Source organism: Flavobacterium piscisymbiosum, assembly GCF_020905295.1.
Taxonomy (GTDB): Bacteria; Bacteroidota; Bacteroidia; order Flavobacteriales; family Flavobacteriaceae; genus Flavobacterium; species Flavobacterium piscisymbiosum.
In genome coordinates, this window is sequence record NZ_JAJJMM010000001.1 from 1,793,112 (window position 1) to 1,814,004 (window position 20,893).

Genomic DNA, 20,893 nt, shown 5'->3' on the forward strand with positions numbered 1-20,893 from the left:
AAAAATCCCATCAGCCGAAGCGAATGGGATTTTATATGTTAAGAAGTTCGAAAACTATCTAATTGTATTATTCTGAATCAAATCGATATATAAGTTGATCTTATCTTTCAATTCTTTTCTTGGCGTGATAAAGTCAAGGAAACCGTGCTCTAATAAGAACTCAGCAGTCTGGAAACCTTCCGGTAAATCTTTTCCTGTAGTGTCGCGAACAACACGAGGACCGGCAAAACCAATTAAAGCTCCAGGCTCAGAGATGTTGATGTCTCCTAACATTGCGTATGATGCAGTTGTTCCTCCTGTAGTTGGATCAGTACAAAGCGAAATGTATGGTAATTTAGCTTCAGCTAACTGAGCTAATTTTACTGATGTTTTAGCTAATTGCATAAGCGAATAAGCAGCTTCCATCATACGAGCTCCACCTGACTTAGAAATCATTACAAAAGGTAGTTTGTTTTTGATCGCGTGATCAATACCTCTGGCAATTTTTTCTCCAACAACCGCTCCCATAGATCCACCAATAAAGGCAAAATCCATACAGCAGATAACAAGTTCTTTTCCTTTAGATTTTCCCACTCCGGTACGCACAGCGTCTTTCAGGTGAGTTTTCTCCATTACATCTTTCAATCTTTCTGCATATTTTTTTGTATCCACAAAATGCAAAGGATCTTTTGATGTCATGTTTTTATCCAATTCAACAAATTCATTATTGTCGAATAAAATTTCAAAATAGGTTGCGCTTCCAATTCTAACATGAAAATCATCTTCAGGACTAACAAATAAGTTTCTGGCTAATTCGTCAGCATCAATAATTTTTCCAGTAGGAGATTTGTACCACAATCCTTTAGGAACGTCCATTTTGTCTTCGGTCGCAGTCGTAATCCCTTTTTCTTGTCTTTTAAACCAAGCCATTTTTTTAATTTTAGAATGTAGATTTTAAAGTTTAGATTTTTCAATCTGATTCAAAATTTAGATTTCAGGCTTTTTTAGAAGTCTGAAATCTAAAATCAGAAGTCTAAAATTTAAAGTGTATTTACGTTATTCAAGTCAGCAAAAGCTTGCTCAAGTCTTGTATTGAATGTCACTTCGCTTTCACGTACCCATTTTCTTGGGTCATAATATTTTTTGTTAGGAACGTCAGAACCTTCTGGGTTACCAATTTGAGTTCTTAAATAGTCAATGTTTTTAACCATATAATCACGAATTCCTTCAGTATATGCAAATTGTAAATCTGTATCAATATTCATTTTGATAACTCCGTATCCAATAGCTTCTCTAATTTCTTCAAGTGTAGAACCTGAACCTCCGTGGAAAACGAAATCTACAGGGTTAGCACCAGTTTTAAATTTGTCTTGTACGAAATCCTGAGAATTTTTTAAGATTTTTGGAGTCAATTTTACGTTTCCTGGTTTGTAAACACCGTGAACGTTTCCAAAAGCAGCTGCAATTGTAAATTTAGGGCTAATTTTAGATAATTCTTCGTAAGCGTAAGCTACTTCTTCTGGTTGAGTGTATAATTTTGAGCTATCAACATCAGAGTTGTCAACACCATCTTCTTCACCACCTGTAATACCAAGTTCGATTTCTAATGTCATTCCCATTTTGCTCATTCTGGCCAAATACTCTTTACAGATCTCGATGTTTTCTTCGATTGGCTCTTCAGACAAGTCGATCATATGAGAACTGAATAATGGTTTTCCTGTTTCTGCAAAATGTTTTTCAGAAGCATCTAATAAACCATCAATCCAAGGTAATAATTTTTTTGCACAGTGGTCAGTATGTAAAATTACGGTAGCGCCGTAAGCTTCTGCCAAAGTATGAATGTGTTTTGCTCCGGCGATTCCTCCAGCGATTGCTGATTTCTCGTTAGCGTTAGATAATCCTTTTCCAGCGTTAAATTGTGCTCCTCCGTTTGAAAATTGAATAATAACTGGCGCATTTAGTTTCGCTGCAGTTTCAAGAACCCCATTAATTGTGCTAGACCCTGTAACATTTACTGCTGGTAAAGCAAAACCTTTTTCTTTTGCATAATTAAAAATTTCCTGTACTTGATCTCCTGTAGCTACTCCGGGTTTAATATTGTGTGCCATTGTAATTTTTTTTAGTTGTTTTTAGTTTTTAGGTTGCAAAAATAAGAATTAATTAGCATTAGAACGGATAATTTATCCCAAAATTTAAAACCGAATGACCAAAATTGTATTCTTTGAACCAACGGTCTCCCTTCTCATGCGCCGGATTATAAGTCTTAAAGCCTAAATCTAAACGAATTACAAAAAAGCTTAAATCGTAACGTAAACCAAATCCTGAACCCAAAGCAATTTCAGCTAAATCGTTTACGCCAGAGAATTTTGCCTTCTCGTCGATGACATTATCGAGCACATTCCAGATATTTCCGGCGTCTGCAAAGATCGCTCCCTTCACATCTCCAAAAACTTTAAAACGGAATTCTGCACTCAAAGCAATCTTCATATTTGCTTCGTTAAAATCGTTCGCTGCATTCGTACTTCCCGGACCCAAAGAGTAAGGTTGCCATGCACGGTTATCGTTTGAACCTCCTGAATAATAACTTCGTGAAAACGGAATGTAATCTGAATTGCCAAACGGAATGGCTATCCCAAAAAAGCTTCTCACGGCCAATACTTTTTCTTTTCCAAAATCCCAGTGTTTGATATAATCAAATTCGGTTTTTATATATTCTGAATATTCTAAGTTGAATATTTCATAGTTGCCTCTGGAATTTTCAGGAAGCTTTGCAATGCTTGAAATGGCGGATAGTAAAGTACCGGCAGATTCTATTTTGGTTTTAAACTGATAAAAGGTATTATCAGCAAGATCTTTTTTAGTGGTTTTGGTAAAAGTGTAACTAGTGGCTAAAATAAAGTCATTTTCGGTCAGACGAATTCTTCTTTCTTCTATGCTTTGTACGTCTTTATATTGGCTATCTCCCGGCCTTAATACCGTTTGGTCTGTTAATACTTCTTTTGTAAAGTTGTTTGCTCCCTCAGGAATAATTAGGTTTCCGCTAGTATCAACATTAGTGGATTCTATGTTATATGCGCTTGCAATATTGTTTAATTCATTATAGGAAGAAGTATAAACATTAAAATAATTATTAGGATTTAGATTTCGTACGAACTGGGCATTAAGCAATTCAAGTTTGGCAGTATTGTTTCTTTTTGGAGACCAGTTATAGGCAAGACCTCCTGTAAAATTTTCTTTGTCAAGACCTATGTTTCTTTGTTTAGAGAAACCTGCAGTGATGCTGGTAGAAGGAATCATTCTTTTCGGGATAATTTTTTCAGTGCCAAAAGGCAGTAAAATTCTCGGGAAATTCAGTTTTAAATCCAAACCATACTCTGATACGTTAAAGAAATTATCGTTAGGATTTGCCATGTCTTTCGATGAACCTACATTTAAACGTGCCGAAATTTCAAGCGTTTCAGCCCTGTTAAATACATTTCGAATCGTTTCAGAAATACTGGCTCCAATACCAAAATCCTGAATATTAGAATGGGTTACGTCAAGAGAGGCGCCAAAACTATATTTCTTTCTTGGTGTCAGATACACATTTGCAATTAAGGATTGTGCCGTTGAGTCGCGTTTGTCAACTTCATATTGAATTGAAGGATAATTAAAGATCTTTAAGTTGTTTAAATATCTTGAAGAAAGAGTTGTTCTGGTGTCAGAAAAATAATTTCCTTTAGTGATAAAAACAGCATCAGTAATCGCTCGCGGTTTGTATTTTAATTTTTTGTGACTGTACAGATTGAAGTTATTGTACGTTGTACTATCTGTTATTTTTGTTTTTGCATTTGCCGGAGAATAATCCGTATAAATGTTAACATCGCTGATTTTGTATAGTTTAAAAGGCTCTGTTCTGCTGGAATCTCTTTCCTGAATATTATTGTTGTTGATGATTAAAGTTACATCAGCTTTGTTCTTTTTGCCAATAGTATCAATGTCAAAAGTTACATAAGTAGGTTGAAAGAAATAAGCACCGTGGTTTCTAAAGTAAGTCGTAAGACGGTTTTTTTCATCTTCAAAATCAGCAGTTTTATATTGTTTTCCGGATTTTAAAAACGAAGGTTCGTTGTTGGTTCTGTATAATGAATCCAGCGCCGGAGTCTTGATATTCGTGTTAATAGTGTCCAGAGTATAAGCCGGACCGGTTGTAATAAGGTAATTTATTTTAGCTTTTTTTCTGGCAACACTATCAATACTATAATCTGTTGCTACATTAAAATAACCATTATTAAAGTAGTAGAACTTTAAACGTAAAAGAGATTTTTTTGTTTTTGCAGTATCAATAACCACAGGAGGTTCGCCTGTATTTTTTAGAAATTCATGAATACCTTTATACAAAAAAGATTGTCCAAGTCGGTCTACTTGCTTTGCCGATAATATTTTAGCCTGACGTTCATATAAACCAGGATGATTTTTAAATTTTGCCTGATAAGTAGAATCCGGATTTAAGTTGGCTAAGTTGTATAAATTTAAACGTAAACGATATCCTAACAAAGTACCATTTGGTTTTTGGTACATTTGGTTAGAAGCTATTTCGTCGTTCGTAGCCTTTCCATTTACAAGAATAGTATTTTTTACAAGAAGGTTTTTTCCATCTGGAACTCTTTTTACAGCATTACAACCGCAAATAAATATTGCTATTAGAATAAATGCTGTTATTTTTGTGGAATTCTTTTTCAAGTGTTCTTAAATATTTAATTCAAAAGTACATTATTTTATGGTTAGTAAAAACCAAATAAAACTTATATCAAGTTTACATCAAAAAAAGCAACGTTTTGCAAATCAATTATTTTTTGCCGAGGGAGTAAAAGTAATTCAAGAATTGTTGTTGTCCAATTTTGAATTAGAGCATTTATATACGACTCTAAATGATTTTGAAGAAGTTCATTCCTCAAAACGTACGCTTATTTATGAGCAGGACCTTAAAAAAATTAGTGCCCTATCAACTCCAAATTCGTGTTTGGCAGTTTTTAAAATTCCATCCGAAAATAAAATTATCAACTCAGGTTTGGTTTTAGCGCTTGACGATATTCGCGACCCCGGAAATCTGGGAACGATTTTGCGTCTTTGTGACTGGTTTGGTATCAAACAAATTATTTGTTCTAAAGAAACTGTCGATATTTATAATCCAAAAGTAGTTCAGGCAACTATGGGGTCTATTGCCAGAGTAAATGTGAATTATGTTGATTTGAAAAATTTTATTGCTGAAGCCAATGTTCCTGTTTTTGGAACTTTTATGGATGGCGAGAATATTTATCAATCTAATTTGCCTCAAAGCGGAATCATTATCATGGGTAATGAAGCCAATGGAATATCATCAGAGATTGAAAAAATAGTTACAAGCCGACTCACAATTCCAAGATTTGGAGAGCTGCAAAAAACCGAAAGTTTAAACGTAGCTACTGCGACAGCAATTATTCTTAGTGAGTTTAAACGAAATAGTTAGGTATTTGTTTTAATGAAAAGTAAAATTAATTAAAATAGCCCTCGATTTCATAGAATCGATATTATCTGTCCATGGGCTTGGTCCTTTTGCAGGATTGTCGCGAATTAATTCATCTGTAATGCCAAACATACCTCTTATAGAAGGTGAGAAGATAAAGTATTCAGAGAAAAAGTCAATTCCAAAACCTACTTCGTAAGCAGCGGTCCATTGTTTTACTCTGAATTTCCCTTCAAAATTATCATCTTTTGATTTTGCGTTGCTGGATAAATTCAATGTTGTAGACATTCCGCCAACAAGATATGGGCGAATGTTTCCTGTACGCAGTGAAGAAAATTTTAATAATAATGGAAAGTGAATATAAGTACTGTTTACTTCTCGTAAATAATCTTTTTCTAAAGGTAAATTTGGATAATACAAATCACGTTTGGTATAATACAAACCTGGCTCAAAACGCAAATTGATATATTCCTGTAGTCTTAAATCGGCTACAACACCTACATTAAAACCGGTAGTCTTTTTTACCTGAATATCCGGACCGGGAGTTTTGTAGTCAAATTTAAAATCGAAACTATTAAAACCTAAATAATAACCAAAATACAGGCGTTGTTTTTGCCAGTTTTCAAGATTTATAATAGGATCCTTGCTAAACATACTTTTAGCAAATTGAGAATATCCGTTTGTCGTTAAGACTAATAAAAGTAAGACTACAGTTTTTTTCATACTATTTTTTAGATGCAGAATAAATGGTGGCAACCCCAAAAGTTTGAGGCATGGATACAACATCTATAAACCCAATTTTTCTTAAAATATTGTTTAAAGCTTCTCCATAAGGAAAAACTGCAGCAGATTCAGATAAATAACCATAAGCAGAATTGTCTTTAGAAAACAATTTACCAATGATAGGAAGTATATTTTTGCTGTAAAATTTATAACCTTGTTTATAAGGAGTTTTGTCAGGAACCGAAGTTTCCAGAATTACAAAAACACCATTAGGTTTTAGAACTCTTAAAATTTCAGCAAAACCTTTTTCTAAATGTTCAAAATTTCTAACCCCAAAACCAACGGTTATAGCATCGAAATAATTGTCTTCAAAAGGAATTTTTTCAGAATCTCCCAAAACCATATCAATTAAATTTGATAATCCTTTTTCTGCGATTTTCTTTTTCCCAACTTCCAGCATACCTGCAGAAATATCCAGACCAATTATTTTTTCGGCATTTGTTTGCGTCATCAAAATGGCAAGGTCTCCAGTTCCGGTTGCGATATCAAGAATAACTTTGGGTTTTTTATCCGAAACTATTTTTAATACTTTTTTTCTCCATTTAATATCGATTCCAAATGAAATTACGCGATTCAAATTGTCGTAGTTCCCTGAGATGTTATCAAACATTTGGGCAACTTGCTCTTTTTTACCTAAAGAAGAGTCTTTATATGGGGTTATTTTTTCAGACATTTTTTTTATTTACGCAAATATAATACAATCTGACTTAACTGTAATTGAGTTTTTGAATTTGTAAATTAATTGTTTTAACTGTAGATGTTTAATTATTGTTTGATGTTGGATTCTGGCCATCACCAAAAGTGGGTATTTTGCAAAAATCACCAAAAGTGGGTATTGTGGGACGTGGATTTTATGACCAACTTTGCTACAGTTAAAAAGATAGAATTTTAATGATTGATTGAATTAATGACTTGAATCAAATGAATATTTTTTTTGCACTGGTAATTTCATTTGTTCTTGTAAGTAGTTTTGAAAGTATTGTTCTTGGGGCCAATACTCTTTTAAAGTGCGAAATACGTTCTTAGGATTAAATTTGTTTTTGGAAATTTTAATTTTCTTGCCTTTAATATCTTAGTGGTATTTGTTATTAAAGGCTCTTTGAGATTCGTTCTCATTTAACATTAAATGTTATTCAGTTATTCAAATGTTTCTAACATTTGTGATTTTTTTTACCAAAACTATTACTCGAATGAGTCAGATTTAAAAATCAATCGTTTTTTAAAAAACATCCTTCACAAGAGGATGTTTTTTTGTTTTTATTACTTTCTAATGTATGTTTCGTACGTATAATCAAAAAGATGTTTATCATCTTTAAAGTTTTCTTCAGATTCTACCAGTTGCCACTCACTTTTGCTGATTTTTGGAAAAAAAGCATCTGCTTCAAAAGTATGATGCACTTTGGTGATCTCAATAATATCTGTATAAGGCAAGGCAAGATTATAAATTTCGCCTCCGCCAATGATATACGAATCTTCGTTTTCGGGACAAGCGGCAATTGCTTTTTCGATACTGTCGACTACAATACAGCCTTCCGGATGATAATCTTTTTGGCGTGTTATCACAATATGAACTCTGTTTGGGAGTGGTTTCGGGAAGCTTTCAAAAGTTTTTCTTCCCATAATAATATGATGATTCGTTGTAAGTGATTTGAATCTTTTAAAATCATTTGGTAAATGCCAAACTAATTCATTGTTTTTTCCAAGCTCGTTATTTTCGGCAACAGCCGCTATCATTATAATCATAGCAATCTAGTAACTAAATTTTATTTTCGGTATCCTCAATTATTCTGGATTCTAATTGACTAATTCTTTTTTGCTGTAAGCCAACAAGTCTGTCAATTTGTTCTCTTTCCCATTTTTTATTCATGAATCTGTCTGTAATGTACACCTTTATAAAGTGTAAAATAAAGATAAAGAACCATATCGTAATTCCCCAAACACACCAGTTTTGATCTGTGTTAGCGCCAAAACCAAAAAATCTGTTGGCAATAAATAAAAATAAACTTCCTAGCAGAAAAAGTACAAAATGAAAGTATAAGATCTTTTTCTGTCTAAGTCTTCTTCGGGCATATTCGTATTGTTCGTGCGCTTCTTTTTCCATAAGATATAAATGAGGTCATAAAGTTAAAATTTATTTTGTAATCACCCTATTTAGATCTTGGAATATTTCTTTTAAAATGAGCTGAGAGTTTGAATTCCAAAATTTTATGCGGATTTAATTATTGATATGACTAAAAAAATATTCGGTTTTTGATATTATCACAAATCGGCTGTGAAGGTATCGAAAGTTTATCTGAATTTATGTAATTTAGTCTATGAATCTAAAAACTAAATAGTTATGTCTTTAAAGAAACAATTTATTAAAACGAAGCCGGTAGTTAAAGTTACATTTTCTATTGATGCTAAAGACGCAAGTTCGGCTGCGGTTGTTGGCGATTTTAACAACTGGAATGTTGAGGAAGGAACTTTGAGTAAGTTAAAAAACGGTACTTTTAAAGCTACCTATGACTTGGTTAAAGATGCAATTTACGAGTTTAAGTACGTAATTGACGGAAGTTATGTTAATGATCCTGAAGCAGATTCTTATAAATGGAATGATTTTGCAGGAAGTGAAAATAGTGTTTTAGTAGTATAAAGTATAAAATCTTTAGAGAAAAAAAATACCACAGCGAACGCTAAGTCTACTCTTAGCTTAATGAAAAAAGAAAAGTTCGCAAAGCTTTGTATTGATCTAGCTTTGCGAACTTTTCTTTTTGGATGATATTCTTAGGATAAAAATCTTTGCGTTCTTTGCGGTAAAAAAAAACATTAGGCTTTAAAACTAATAGTTTATACAGCAACACTTCCTTTTATTCCCGCATGTGGTTCATAATCTAAAAGTGTAAAGTCATTATAATCAAAATCAAAAATGTTTTTAATCTCTGGATTTAAGATCATTTTTGGTAATGGTTTTGGCTCACGGGTCAATTGCAATTCTAATTGTTCGAAGTGATTGTTATAAATATGTGCGTCTCCAAAAGTGTGAATGAATTCTCCATATTCCAGATCACAAACCTGAGCAATCATCATCGTTAATAATGCGTAAGAAGCAATATTAAATGGAACTCCTAAAAATATATCAGCACTTCGCTGGTACAATTGGCAGGATAATTTTCCTTTTATCTCTCCTTTTTCAGGATCAGGACTGCTTACATAAAACTGAAAAAAAGCATGACATGGAGGTAAGGCTGCTTTATTGTTGGCAACATTTTCTTCAAATGACTTTTTTGTATCAGGTAAAACCGATGGATTCCATGCTGAAACCAACATTCTTCGGCTATTAGGGTTTGTTTTAAGTTCTGTAATCAATTCAGAGATCTGATCAATTTCTTCACTATTCCAATTACGCCATTGGTGTCCGTAAACAGGGCCTAAATCTCCATTAGAATCTGCCCAGGCATCCCAAATTTTCACCCCATTTTCCTGAAGATATTTTATATTGGTATCACCTTTTAAGAACCAAAGAAGTTCATAAATGATAGATTTTAAGTGTAATTTTTTGGTTGTTACCATTGGGAAACCTTCACTTAAATCAAAACGCATTTGGTAACCAAAAACACTTTTAGTTCCCGTTCCTGTTCTATCTCCTTTTTGACAACCGTTTTCTAAAACATGTTGTACTAAATCTAAGTATTGTTTCATTGTGGTTTATTCGGTTATTCGTTTAATTGTTTAATCGATTTAACGAATAAACAAATCAACGATTAAACAATAATTTTATCTTTTAGAGATTTCGTCTCTAATTTTTGCTGCTTTTTCATAGTCTTCCTGAGAAACAGCCTGATCTAAAAGCTCATTTAGTTCCTGCAAACTATGTTTTGCGTAAACATCTCCGGATTGATTACTTTCTTCTTCACGACCAAAAGTTTCCGGATTAGAAAGCACATCATCAATTTCCTGAGAACCCTGATCAGTTTCTGCAGTATTTGATTTTAAATAGATACCAGCTTTGTCTAAAATATTTTTATAAGTAAAAATCGGAGCATTGAAACGCAAGGCCAATGCAATTGCATCAGAAGTTCTGGCGTCGATAATTTCTTCGATTTTATCTCTTTCACAAATTAAACTGGAGTAAAAAACACCATCGACAAGTTTATGAATAATGACTTGTTTTACAACGATATCAAATCTTTCAGCGAAGTTTTTAAATAAATCGTGCGTTAGCGGGCGTGGAGGTTTAATTTCTTTTTCTAAGGCAATAGCAATCGATTGGGCTTCAAAAGCGCCAATAACTATTGGTAATTTTCGTTCGCCATCAACTTCATTCAAAATTAAGGCATAAGCGCCATTTTGAGTTTGACTGTATGAAATTCCTTTTATGGATAATTTTACTAGACTCATATATGTGGGTAAAAAAGGGCAATTATTGCCTCATTTTAGTACTTTTTTTGATTGAAAAATAAAGGTGCAATTTTAATCAAAAAATATGGAACAAAAAAGCCACCTAAAACAAAGATACGATTATCTTGTTTTTAGGCAGCTATATTTTTATAGAGAATTTTTAAATTAAGAATGTTGTGCTTTAAAAGCTTTTAATTTCTCAGTTAATTCCGGAACAATTGTAAAAGCGTCTCCAACGATACCATAATCGGCAACTTTAAAGAAAGGAGCTTCAGGATCGTTATTGATAACCAATTTTACTTTTGATGAGTTGATACCTGCAATATGCTGTATAGCACCAGAGATTCCTACTGCAATATATAAGTTAGTTGCAACTGGTTTTCCTGTTTGTCCAACGTGTTCGCTGTGAGGTCTCCATCCTAAATCAGAAACGGGTTTAGAACATGCTGTTGCAGCGCCTAAAACAGCTGCTAAATCTTCGATTAATCCCCAGTTTTCAGGACCTTTTAGTCCACGTCCTCCAGAAACTACGATATCAGCATCAGCAATAGATACTTTTCCGCTTACTTTTTCTACAGATTCTACTTTTACTCCAAAGTCATTGTCTCCAATTGAGGGATTAAAATCTTCTTCGGTCGCAGATCCTCCTGCACTTTCGAAAATTCCGTAAGAGTTTTTAGCCAAGCCAAGAACTTTTACATCAGTATTGATTTCTGTAATGTTGAAAGCTTTGTTTGAGAAAGCATTTCTTTTTACCTGAAAAGGAGAAGTGCTAACTGGTAATCCGACAACATTTGATGCGAAACCGGCATTTAAAGCCACGGCAACTAATGATGAAAGATAAATACTGTCTGTAGTCGAAGAAAGTAAAACTACTTTTGTTCCTTCTTTTTCGGCAGCTTGTTTGATAACATCGGCGTAAGCCTTTGCTGTAAAACCATTTAATTTATCGTTGGTAACTTTTAATACTTTATCAACTCCGTATTTAGCTAATTCGCTAACGTCACTCGTGTTTACAGTTAAAGCTGTAACAGTTGTTCCTAGTGATTCTGCTACTTTTTTAGCGTAAGAAGCTAATTCAAAAGCAACTTTTTTAAATTTTCCTTCTGCAGATTCTGCATATATTAATATTGACATGATAATTTTAGATTTTAGATTTTAGATTTCAGATTTTTAAAATTGAATTCTAAAATGGTTGTTATTTTAAATTAACGATTTAAGTTGGTTTTAGATTTTGTATTGCCGTTCAGCAATCTAAAATCTAAACTCTACAATCTTAAATCACCTTTGCCTCGTTGTGTAATAAATTGATTAACTCATCTAAATTATCAGGAGAAATTAATTTTACTGCTGATTTTGGAGCTGGTTTTTCAAATTTTACCGCTTTTGTATTTACAGGAGCGTCAACCGGCTCAAGAATAGTAAGAGCTTTTGTTCTTGCTGTCATGATTCCTCTCATGTTCGGGATACGAAGATCTTTTTCTTCAACAAGACCTTTTTGACCACCAATGATTAGAGGTAAAGAAGTGCTTACTGTTTCTTTTCCTCCATCAATTTCACGAACTGCTTTTACGTTGTTTCCGTCAACAGTGATAGCTGTACAAGAGTTTAAAAAGTTAGAACCTAAAATCCCTGCAATCATTCCAGGAACCATTCCTCCATTATAATCAAGAGATTCTTTTCCTGCAATTACAAGATCATAACCTCCGTTTTTAATTACTTCAGCCAATTGTTTTGCAACAAAAAAACCATCAGTAGGGTTAGCATTTACACGAATAGCTTCATTTGCACCAATTGCTAAAGCTTTACGTAAAGTAGGCTCAGTATCTGGTCCTCCAACATTTACTACGGTTACAGTAGCGCCTTGTTGTTCCTGAAACCAAATGGCACGTGTCAAACCAAACTCGTCATTAGGATTAATTACATATTGAACACCGTTGGTATCGAATTCTGAGTCACCATTGGAGAAGTTGATTTTTGAAGTAGTATCAGGCACGTGGCTGATGCAAACTAATATTTTCATAAGTATATATTTTATATTTATAATATGCTTCTACAAATTTAGAAATTAAAATTGGAATAAAATACTATGCATGCATAATATTATTTAAAAACTATTACGATTTCGCAGATTCTGAAATTTAGAGGCCGTTTTGTTATATCTAAAAATAAATAATGCAGTCATTTCGATTGATTCTTAGGAATTTTACAAATCCGGCAATCCGGGCAAGTGTTAAAATTAGACCAATATATACTACTTTTTTAGTTCTTACGTTTTAGTGAAAGAATTTTGTCAGATAAAAAATTAAACAAAAAGAGTTGAGTTTGTAGGATTAGCACTTTATTAAGGGAATAATGGCAATTATATCGATTTCGTAAATGTCACAATAATTTTTAAAAAGTTAAAAGCGCAAGGTATAAGGAAGATCATGTGATTTTAAATCTAATTTATGCTTTTAAGTTATTTAAAATATTTATTTTTGCTCTTCAGAAAATTCAACATACAATATAAATATGAGAACAATACAATTTAGAGAGGCCATTTGCGAAGCGATGAGCGAAGAAATGCGTCACGATGAATCCATATATTTAATGGGCGAAGAAGTTGCAGAATACAACGGAGCATACAAAGCTTCAAAAGGAATGCTTGCTGAGTTTGGCGAAAAAAGAGTAATCGATACTCCAATTGCTGAGCTTGGTTTTACAGGAATTGCAGTAGGATCAGCTATGAATGGTTGTCGTCCTATTGTGGAGTACATGACTTTCAACTTCTGTTTAGTAGGTATTGATCAAATTATAAATAACGCTGCTAAAATGCGTCAAATGACAGGAGGACAATTTAATGTGCCTATCGTTTTTCGCGGACCAACTGCTTCTGCAGGTCAATTAGGAGCTACTCACTCACAAGCTTTAGAAAACTGGTTTGCAAATACTCCGGGTCTTAAAGTTGTTGTGCCTTCAACTCCTTACGATGCAAAAGGACTTTTAAAATCTGCAATTCGCGATAACGATCCTGTAATTTTTATGGAGTCTGAGCAAATGTATGGTGACAAAGGTGAAGTGCCGGACGGAGAATACACAATTCCGTTAGGTGTTGCTGATATCAAACGTGAAGGAACAGATGTTACTATCGTTTCTTTTGGTAAAATCATCAAAGAAGCTTTTATTGCAGCTGATGAATTAGCTAAAGAAGGTATTTCTTGCGAAATTATTGATTTAAGAACAGTTCGTCCTATGGACAAAGACGCGATCTTAAAATCAGTTAAAAAAACAAACCGTTTAGTAATTTTAGAAGAAGCATGGCCATTTGCAAGTATTTCATCTGAAATCACTTATATCGTTCAGGAACAAGCTTTCGATTTTCTTGATGCGCCAATTCAACGTATTACAACTGCAGATACTCCTGCGCCTTATTCGCCAGTATTGTTAAAAGACTGGTTGCCAAATGCTGGTGATGTAGTAAAAGCAGTTAAAAAAGTGTTATACAAATAATACACATTTAAAATACTCACAAAACTTCATCATTCATAGTTAATTGATGAAGTTTTTTTTTGCTCAGATAAATGAAAAAAATAATTTTACTCAGCCTATTTTTTGTATTCGCATTTGCGGCTATTGCTACTGCACAAACTAAAGTGAGTGGAATTGTTTTGGACAAATCGAATCAGCCTGTTCCTTTTGCCAATGTTGTTTTTAAAGGATCAAATACAGGAATAGTATCTAATGAAGACGGTCGTTTTTATTTGGAATCGCCAACAACTTACACCGCTTTATTGGTAAGTTCTGCAGGATTTTCAGATAGAGAAGTTCCTTTAGAGAAAGCTGTAAATTATGATTTTAAAATAGTCTTAAGCGAAGCTGAGGCATTGAATGAAGTGGTGATTTTTACCGGAAAAACATCTAAAAAGAATAATCCGGCATTAGACATATTGAGAAAAATTTGGGAACGAAAACGTAAAAACGGTTTGTACCAATTCAATCAATATCAAATGCAAAAGTACGAGAAGGTTGAGTTTGATATGAACACAATCGATAGTGCTTTTATGAAAAACAAACTCTTTAAAGGAATGGAGTTTGTGTTTAAGCATGTTGATACCTCTGATGTTACGGGTAAAACCTATCTTCCAATTTTTATCAACGAATCTGTTTATGATGTTTACGGTGATAATAAATTAAAGAAAGTAAAAGAGAACATTACCGGAAATAAAATGTCTGGTTTCAACGGAAATCAGCAGATTCTTTCCTTTGTAAAAGACCTTTATTCAGATTATAATATTTACGATAATCACCTTAAGTTTTTCGATAAAAGTTTCACAAGTCCGCTTTCAAGAACCGGAATTGACGTTTACAATTATGTCTTAAAAGACAGTGCTTTTATTGATAAAAAATGGTGTTATAATATTGTTTTTTATCCAAGACGTAAAAACGAATTAACCTTCAAAGGAGATTTTTGGGTAAACGATACCACTTTTGCAATCAAGAAAATTAATATGGGCGTTACTAAAAGTGCCAATATTAACTGGGTAAAAGATATTTACATCGAACAGGAATTTGAAGTAGAGAATGATTCAACTTTTTTGTTGACCAGGGATTATATGATGTCGGATTTTGCTTTAAATAAAAAAGAAAAATCAAAAGGAGTTTACGGAAAACGAACGACTCTTTATCGCAATCATAAATTTAATATTCCAAAGCCGGAGAAGTTTTATAAAGAAGAAGTCAATTTTATTGATAACGCTGTTTATGACCGACCGCCAGAATTTTGGGAGGAAAATCGTTTCGAGAAATTAAATAAAGACGAAGCCGGTATTTACAAAATGCTGGACACCCTGCAAACCGTTAAGCGATTTAAGCAATTATATAGCCTTGTCTCGATTTTAGGAAGCGGTTACGTCGAATTTAAAAACTTCGATTTCGGGCCAATATTCTCGACATTTGGTTATAATGAGGTCGAAGGTTTAAGGATTAGAGCAGGAGGAAGAACCTATTTTGGACCAAATGATCCTTGGCGTATACAAGCCTATACGGCTTACGGATTTGATGATAATAAATTCAAATACGGAGTTTCGGGAAAATGGATGGTCGACAAGAAAAAGCGAGTTATTATTTCCGGAGGAAACAGGCGAGACATCGAACAAATTGGTGCCAGCTTAACCACAACAAATGATATTTTAGGTCGAAGTTTTGCTTCATCGGCCTTATTTACAACAGGAAGCAACGGAAAATTAACCAACATTAACCTAAGCAACGTTTCGGTCGAAATGGAGCCTTTGAAAAACTTTGTTGTTCAGGCAGGTGTTTCATACAGGACATTAGAATCTGCTTCGCCAACATTTAGTCTGGATTATTATACAACGCTGCCAACGGCCGCAAATCCTGCAGGAGTCGTGCAAAGTGCGGTAAAACAGTTTGAAGCCAATGTTCAGTTTGAGTTTATGCCCAATCGTAAAACTATTGGTTTTGGTGTAGAGCGTAGCCTTGTAGACAGTCCGTTTAGTCATTTCTTTGTTAACTTTAGTTACGGACTAAAAGGAGTTATGCAAAGTGATTTTGCTTACGAAAAAATACAGTTATTTTACAAACAGCCTATTATAATTGGACCATTAGGAAGGTCAAACATTATCCTTGAAACCGGAAAAACTTTTGGTACAATTCCGTTAGGATTAATGAGCGTAATTCCGGGTAACCAGACTTATTTTACCATCGAAAACACGTTTAGCAACTTAAATTTCTACGAATTTATTACAGATCAATATACAACTCTGCAATGGAATCATGATTTTGGAGGAAGATTATTTGCCAGAATTCCATTTATGAGAAAACTCAACTGGAGAGAATTTGTTGGAGTAAAAGGAGTTTACGGAACCATCTCAGATGCAAACAGAGCAATCAATGCATCGGCACAACCCTATAATGCACCAGAAAATGTGTATTGGGAGTACAACGCCGGAATCGGGAATATCTTCAAAGTATTCCGTATCGATTTCTCCTGGAGAGGTAGTTACCTAAATACGCCGGATGCTAATAAATTTGCAGTAAAAGGATCGTTCGGATTCTATTTCTAATAAAGCGAAAGCTATTTAATAATCTCGCAAAGACGCAGAGACGCAAAGAATTTAAAAACTTAGCGACTTGGCGTCTTTGCGAGATTCTTTTTTATTTTTATTTAATTTTGAATAGACTTAAAAATCAAGTCATGCAGGAAGCTATCGATTTTCTATCAGCCAAAAATCCAATTTTTCTTGAAATTATAGAAAAATATGGATTACCTCAAATCCCGAAACGCCCACAAGGTTTCGAAACTTTAGTATTATTGATTCTCGAGCAACAAGTTTCTATAGATTCGGCGAAAGCCACCTTCTTAAAAATAAAAGCCTATACCACTTGCAATCCCGAAAAAATGTCTGTTTTATCAGATGAAGAGTTTCGTACTTTAGGTGTAAGCCGTCAAAAAACAAAATACATTAAGATATTAGCAGACGCCGTTTTAAACAAAGAATTAGATATCGAAAGTTTAGCAGCAAAAAACGCAAAAGAAGTTCGGGAAGAACTCATTAAGCTAAAAGGAATAGGAAATTGGACGATCGATATTTACTTAATGTTTTGTCTTCAGGAACCCGATTTGATTCCGTTAGGCGATATTGCAGTGGTTAATACAATCAAAGAATTACTTGATATTCATGACAAAAAAGAAATGGAAATTCATGCTCAACAATGGAGTCCGTACCGATCTTACGCAACATATTTGCTGTGGCATTATTACTTAAACAAGAGAAACAGGAAAATTACATATTAACTGTCTGTTATTTAAAAGAAAAGTAGGCATATTAATGAAGTTTTTTATTGTAAAAAAGGATTGTTTAGTTACTTTTGCAATCGAAATTATAGAAATAATAAAAAACGAAAATGACCGCAGACAAATTAACAACTTTCGATGTATTAATCGAAATACCACGTGGAAGTAGAAATAAATACGAGTACGATTTTGAAATCAAAAGAATGCGTTTCGACAGAATGTTGTTCTCTTCGATGATGTACCCGGCAGATTACGGATTTATTCCTGAAACTTTAGCACTTGACGGAGATCCTCTTGATGTATTAGTTTTAATAAACGAGCCAACTTTTCCTGGATGTGTTATTGAAGTAAAACCAATTGGAGTTTTTCATATGGCAGATGATAAAGGACCAGACGAAAAAATCATTTGTGTACCGGTTTCAGATCCAATCTGGAATTCACTAAATGACCTTTCAGATATTAACGGTCACTTATTAAAAGAAATCGAGCACTTCTTCCAGGTTTACAAAGACCTTGAAAACAAACAAGTAGATGTTGAAGGTTGGGGAGATGTAAACGAAGCATTTGCAATTATTGCTGAGTGTACGAAGCGTTTTGATGACATTGAAAATAAACCAGAGGGATTATTTAGTATTAAATAATTTTTACCCTATTCTATTATAAAAAAAGCAATACTGCCGTCAGGAGTATTGCTTTTTTGTTTAAATTCGTTTTACATAGTGTATTGAATATTAACCAATAACCATTATAATATTATGAACGAATTTATGATTTACTTGCCAATTGTTATGGCAATTATAGGATTACTCTTCATGGCAATAAAAAGGACTTGGGTCCTAAAACAAGATGCTGGCGATGGCAAGATGAAAGAGATCTCAGATTACATCTACGAAGGCGCATTGGCATTTTTAAAAGCTGAATACCGATTACTGACTTTTTTCGTAATTGGTGCCAGTATAGTTTTAGCTGGAATTTCTTTTATTGTTCCTACTACACATATATTAATAGTAGTGGCGTTTATTTTTGGAGCATTTTTCTCGGCCCTGGCTGGAAATATGGGAATGAAAATAGCCACTAAAACAAATGTTAGAACCACTCAGGCTGCCCGCACAAGTTTGCCGCAAGCCTTAAAAGTTTCTTTTGGCGGCGGTACCGTAATGGGACTTGGAGTTGCAGGTTTGGCTGTTTTAGGTCTAACAGGATTTTTTATTGTTTTCTTTCAAATATTCATGAATGGGGTTTGGACTTCATCTGAAGATATGACTAAGGTTTTAGAAACTTTAGCAGGATTTTCATTAGGTGCAGAATCAATTGCTTTGTTTGCCAGAGTTGGTGGCGGAATTTATACAAAAGCTGCCGATGTTGGAGCAGATTTAGTAGGTAAGGTAGAAGCCGGAATTCCGGAAGATGATCCTCGTAATCCAGCTACAATTGCAGATAACGTGGGAGATAACGTTGGAGACGTTGCAGGTATGGGAGCCGATTTATTTGGTTCGTATGTAGCAACTGTTTTGGCAGCAATGGTTTTAGGAAATTACGTGATCAAAGATATGGGTGGAAACATTCAGGATATTTTTGGCGGTATTGGTCCAATTTTATTGCCAATGGCAATTGCCGGTTTCGGAATCTTATTCTCTATTATAGGAACTACGTTAGTAAAAATATCCGATGATAATGCCAAAGAAGCACAAGTACAAAAAGCATTAAATATAGGAAACTGGGTTTCTATTGTTTTAACTGCCATTGCCTGTTTCTTTCTGGTAAAATACATGTTGCCGGAAACTATGCAAATGAGCTTTTTTGGCGAAGGTTCTAAAGACATCTCATCAATGCGTGTTTTTTATGCCACTTTAGTCGGTTTAGTAGTGGGTGGAGCAATTTCATCTGTTACAGAATATTATACAGGATTAGGTACAAAACCCGTTATGGCGATTGTGCAAAAATCATCTACAGGGGCAGGAACAAATGTTATTGCAGGTTTGGCAACGGGAATGATTTCTACTTTTCCAACTGTAATTTTGTTCGCAGCAGCAATCTGGATTTCTTATGCCTTAGCAGGTTTTTACGGAGTAGCTTTAGCAGCTTCTGCCATGATGGCAACTACTGCTATGCAATTGGCAATTGATGCCTTTGGACCAATATCTGACAACGCGGGAGGAATCGCCGAAATGAGCGAATTACCAAAAGAAGTACGTACAAGAACTGATATTTTAGATTCAGTAGGAAATACAACTGCAGCAACCGGAAAAGGATTTGCAATTGCATCTGCAGCCTTAACATCATTGGCTTTATTTGCAGCGTATGTAACATTTACAGGAATTGACGGAATCAATATTTTTAAAGCGCCGGTTTTAGCTATGTTATTTGTGGGTGGAATGATTCCGGTAGTATTTTCAGCCTTGGCGATGAATTCTGTTGGAAAAGCCGCTATGGATATGGTATACGAAGTTCGCCGTCAGTTTAAGGAAATTCCTGGAATTATGGAAGGAACCGGAAAACCGGAATACGGAAAATGCGTTGAGATTTCTACAAAAGCCGCTTTACGCGAAATGATGTTACCTGGAATTCTTACGATTGGTTTTCCAATTGCGATTGTATTATTAGGAAAATTAGTTTACGCAGACAACAATCAGTTAATTGCTGAAATGTTAGGAGGATATATGGCTGGAGTTACCGTTTCTGGTGTACTGTGGGCAGTTTTTCAAAACAATGCCGGAGGTGCCTGGGACAATGCTAAAAAATCTTTTGAAGCAGGAGTTTTAATCAACGGTGAGATGACTTACAAAGGTTCTGATGCGCATAAAGCAGCTGTAACCGGAGATACAGTTGGAGATCCGTTTAAAGATACTTCAGGACCATCTATGAATATCCTGATCAAATTAACTTGTTTGATAGGTTTGGTAATTGCGCCTATTTTAGGTGAAGGACATGCTGCAGCTGATTTGGCTGAAAAAGGTTCTTGTTGTGCTAAAACTGAAATGCATGCAGGAGGAGTTTCTAAATGTGGAGATTTATCTGGCATGACCAAAGAAGAATGTATTAAAATGTGCAAAGAAAAAGGCTGCACGGCTGAAGAAACAGCAAAATGCCTGGCGCATTACGATGCAAACGGAAAATATGCATACCAAAAAACAGATTGTTTTGATACTACTAAATACAGTAAAAATAGACTTGAGGTAAATTTGTCTACTGTTAATGGGGTTACAACCGGAACCGTAACAAAAACAGAAAATGGCAAAACAACTACCGAAGTTTATGAAGGAACAGAAGCTGAAGTAAAAGCAAAAATTGAAGCTGCGAAGTAAAAGATAATATCCGTTTTTTTGTCATCCTGAAGGATCACACTAGTTAATCGACAAAGATTGGCGATTTTGAATGCGGAGTTTCTTGCGAAGATCCCTCGTTCCTCGGGATGACAAGATTGCGGTTATATTTATAATAAAAAATGCCTCTAAAATTATTTAGAGGCA

18 protein-coding genes are annotated in these 20,893 nt (G+C 34.3%); 7 read left to right on the forward strand and 11 right to left on the reverse strand.

All coding sequences use genetic code 11. From position 1 onward, the window contains the following. Positions 1–54: 54 nt before the first annotated feature. The 3 genes from accD to tamL all read right to left on the reverse strand — a co-directional run bounded on the left by accD (position 55) and on the right by tamL (position 4,701). Entirely contained in the window at positions 55–909 is an 855-nt protein-coding gene (gene accD / locus LNP81_RS08080) for an acetyl-CoA carboxylase, carboxyltransferase subunit beta (protein ID WP_056190173.1), read from the reverse strand. A 110-nt stretch (positions 910–1,019) separates the two neighbouring features. Next, entirely contained in the window at positions 1,020–2,087 is a 1,068-nt protein-coding gene (fbaA, locus tag LNP81_RS08085; RefSeq protein ID WP_230034877.1) for a class II fructose-bisphosphate aldolase, read from the reverse strand. Between the two features lie 58 nt (positions 2,088–2,145). Then, entirely contained in the window at positions 2,146–4,701 is a 2,556-nt protein-coding gene (gene tamL / locus LNP81_RS08090; protein ID WP_230034879.1) for a translocation and assembly module lipoprotein TamL, read from the reverse strand. Positions 4,702–4,738: 37 nt separating this feature from the next. Here tamL and LNP81_RS08095 point away from each other — a divergent pair, with 37 nt between their 5' ends. After that, positions 4,739–5,467 (forward strand): TrmH family RNA methyltransferase, encoded by a 729-nt coding sequence (locus LNP81_RS08095; RefSeq protein ID WP_230034881.1) that lies wholly within the window; start codon positions 4,739–4,741, stop codon positions 5,465–5,467. 9 nt (positions 5,468–5,476) lie between these two features. Here the strand turns inward: LNP81_RS08095 and porT are convergent, their stop codons facing one another. From porT to LNP81_RS08115, 4 genes are all read right to left on the reverse strand, one after another. Then, the gene (gene porT / locus LNP81_RS08100; RefSeq protein WP_230034883.1) at positions 5,477–6,187 is read right to left on the reverse strand and encodes a type IX secretion/gliding motility protein PorT/SprT; all 711 of its coding nucleotides are present in this window, start codon (positions 6,185–6,187) and stop codon (positions 5,477–5,479) included. A gap of 1 nt (position 6,188) precedes the next feature. Further along, positions 6,189–6,920 carry a bifunctional demethylmenaquinone methyltransferase/2-methoxy-6-polyprenyl-1,4-benzoquinol methylase UbiE gene (ubiE, locus tag LNP81_RS08105; protein WP_230034885.1) on the reverse strand — a complete coding sequence of 244 codons (732 nt, stop codon included), beginning with the start codon at positions 6,918–6,920 and terminating at the stop codon, positions 6,189–6,191. Positions 6,921–7,507: 587 nt separating this feature from the next. Next, positions 7,508–7,990 (reverse strand): dihydrofolate reductase, encoded by a 483-nt coding sequence (locus LNP81_RS08110; protein ID WP_194615915.1) that lies wholly within the window; start codon positions 7,988–7,990, stop codon positions 7,508–7,510. A 13-nt stretch (positions 7,991–8,003) separates the two neighbouring features. Further along, positions 8,004–8,348: a 2TM domain-containing protein gene (locus LNP81_RS08115; protein WP_230034886.1), complete on the reverse strand. Its 345-nt coding sequence runs from the start codon at positions 8,346–8,348 to the stop codon at positions 8,004–8,006. A 237-nt stretch (positions 8,349–8,585) separates the two neighbouring features. Here LNP81_RS08115 and LNP81_RS08120 point away from each other — a divergent pair, with 237 nt between their 5' ends. Next, the gene (locus tag LNP81_RS08120; protein ID WP_173970880.1) at positions 8,586–8,882 is read left to right on the forward strand and encodes an isoamylase early set domain-containing protein; all 297 of its coding nucleotides are present in this window, start codon (positions 8,586–8,588) and stop codon (positions 8,880–8,882) included. 194 nt (positions 8,883–9,076) lie between these two features. Here LNP81_RS08120 and LNP81_RS08125 read toward each other — a convergent pair whose 3' ends face one another. From LNP81_RS08125 to LNP81_RS08140, 4 genes are all read right to left on the reverse strand, one after another. Continuing rightward, a complete protein-coding gene (locus LNP81_RS08125) occupies positions 9,077–9,928 on the reverse strand; it encodes a thymidylate synthase (protein ID WP_230034887.1) in 852 nt (283 codons plus the stop codon). 75 nt (positions 9,929–10,003) lie between these two features. Then, the gene (locus LNP81_RS08130) at positions 10,004–10,627 is read right to left on the reverse strand and encodes a bifunctional nuclease family protein (RefSeq protein ID WP_173966558.1); all 624 of its coding nucleotides are present in this window, start codon (positions 10,625–10,627) and stop codon (positions 10,004–10,006) included. A 165-nt stretch (positions 10,628–10,792) separates the two neighbouring features. Continuing rightward, positions 10,793–11,764 (reverse strand): electron transfer flavoprotein subunit alpha/FixB family protein, encoded by a 972-nt coding sequence (locus LNP81_RS08135; protein WP_230034888.1) that lies wholly within the window; start codon positions 11,762–11,764, stop codon positions 10,793–10,795. Between the two features lie 139 nt (positions 11,765–11,903). Next, a complete protein-coding gene (locus LNP81_RS08140) occupies positions 11,904–12,650 on the reverse strand; it encodes an electron transfer flavoprotein subunit beta/FixA family protein (RefSeq protein ID WP_072954770.1) in 747 nt (248 codons plus the stop codon). 491 nt (positions 12,651–13,141) lie between these two features. Between LNP81_RS08140 and LNP81_RS08145 the strand changes: the two genes are divergently transcribed. The 5 genes from LNP81_RS08145 to LNP81_RS08165 all read left to right on the forward strand — a co-directional run bounded on the left by LNP81_RS08145 (position 13,142) and on the right by LNP81_RS08165 (position 20,728). Then, the gene (locus tag LNP81_RS08145) at positions 13,142–14,119 is read left to right on the forward strand and encodes a pyruvate dehydrogenase complex E1 component subunit beta (RefSeq protein ID WP_072954767.1); all 978 of its coding nucleotides are present in this window, start codon (positions 13,142–13,144) and stop codon (positions 14,117–14,119) included. 71 nt (positions 14,120–14,190) lie between these two features. After that, complete coding sequence (locus LNP81_RS08150; protein ID WP_230034902.1) at positions 14,191–16,692, forward strand: DUF5686 and carboxypeptidase-like regulatory domain-containing protein; 2,502 nt, start codon at positions 14,191–14,193, stop codon at positions 16,690–16,692. Positions 16,693–16,823: 131 nt separating this feature from the next. Then, the gene (locus tag LNP81_RS08155) at positions 16,824–17,423 is read left to right on the forward strand and encodes a DNA-3-methyladenine glycosylase family protein (RefSeq protein WP_230034904.1); all 600 of its coding nucleotides are present in this window, start codon (positions 16,824–16,826) and stop codon (positions 17,421–17,423) included. A 110-nt stretch (positions 17,424–17,533) separates the two neighbouring features. Beyond that, on the forward strand, positions 17,534–18,064 hold the full coding sequence (locus LNP81_RS08160; protein WP_065449271.1) for an inorganic diphosphatase: 531 nt from the start codon (positions 17,534–17,536) through the stop codon (positions 18,062–18,064). 114 nt (positions 18,065–18,178) lie between these two features. Next, complete coding sequence (locus LNP81_RS08165) at positions 18,179–20,728, forward strand: sodium-translocating pyrophosphatase (RefSeq protein ID WP_230034906.1); 2,550 nt, start codon at positions 18,179–18,181, stop codon at positions 20,726–20,728. Positions 20,729–20,893: the final 165 nt, after the last annotated feature.

Bases quoted from the DNA above. Each gene is read 5' to 3' on its own strand.
- accD (WP_056190173.1), bottom strand. From the start codon at position 909: ATGGCTTGGTTTAAAAGACAAGAAAAAGGGATTACGACTGCGACCGAA.
- fbaA (WP_230034877.1), bottom strand. From the start codon at position 2,087: ATGGCACACAATATTAAACCCGGAGTAGCTACAGGAGATCAAGTACAG.
- LNP81_RS08095 (WP_230034881.1), top strand. From the start codon at position 4,739: ATGGTTAGTAAAAACCAAATAAAACTTATATCAAGTTTACATCAAAAA.
- porT (WP_230034883.1), bottom strand. From the start codon at position 6,187: ATGAAAAAAACTGTAGTCTTACTTTTATTAGTCTTAACGACAAACGGA.
- ubiE (WP_230034885.1), bottom strand. From the start codon at position 6,920: ATGTCTGAAAAAATAACCCCATATAAAGACTCTTCTTTAGGTAAAAAA.
- LNP81_RS08110 (WP_194615915.1), bottom strand. From the start codon at position 7,990: ATGATTATAATGATAGCGGCTGTTGCCGAAAATAACGAGCTTGGAAAA.
- LNP81_RS08115 (WP_230034886.1), bottom strand. From the start codon at position 8,348: ATGGAAAAAGAAGCGCACGAACAATACGAATATGCCCGAAGAAGACTT.
- LNP81_RS08120 (WP_173970880.1), top strand. From the start codon at position 8,586: ATGTCTTTAAAGAAACAATTTATTAAAACGAAGCCGGTAGTTAAAGTT.
- LNP81_RS08125 (WP_230034887.1), bottom strand. From the start codon at position 9,928: ATGAAACAATACTTAGATTTAGTACAACATGTTTTAGAAAACGGTTGT.
- LNP81_RS08130 (WP_173966558.1), bottom strand. From the start codon at position 10,627: ATGAGTCTAGTAAAATTATCCATAAAAGGAATTTCATACAGTCAAACT.
- LNP81_RS08135 (WP_230034888.1), bottom strand. From the start codon at position 11,764: ATGTCAATATTAATATATGCAGAATCTGCAGAAGGAAAATTTAAAAAA.
- LNP81_RS08140 (WP_072954770.1), bottom strand. From the start codon at position 12,650: ATGAAAATATTAGTTTGCATCAGCCACGTGCCTGATACTACTTCAAAA.
- LNP81_RS08145 (WP_072954767.1), top strand. From the start codon at position 13,142: ATGAGAACAATACAATTTAGAGAGGCCATTTGCGAAGCGATGAGCGAA.
- LNP81_RS08150 (WP_230034902.1), top strand. From the start codon at position 14,191: ATGAAAAAAATAATTTTACTCAGCCTATTTTTTGTATTCGCATTTGCG.
- LNP81_RS08155 (WP_230034904.1), top strand. From the start codon at position 16,824: ATGCAGGAAGCTATCGATTTTCTATCAGCCAAAAATCCAATTTTTCTT.
- LNP81_RS08160 (WP_065449271.1), top strand. From the start codon at position 17,534: ATGACCGCAGACAAATTAACAACTTTCGATGTATTAATCGAAATACCA.
- LNP81_RS08165 (WP_230034906.1), top strand. From the start codon at position 18,179: ATGAACGAATTTATGATTTACTTGCCAATTGTTATGGCAATTATAGGA.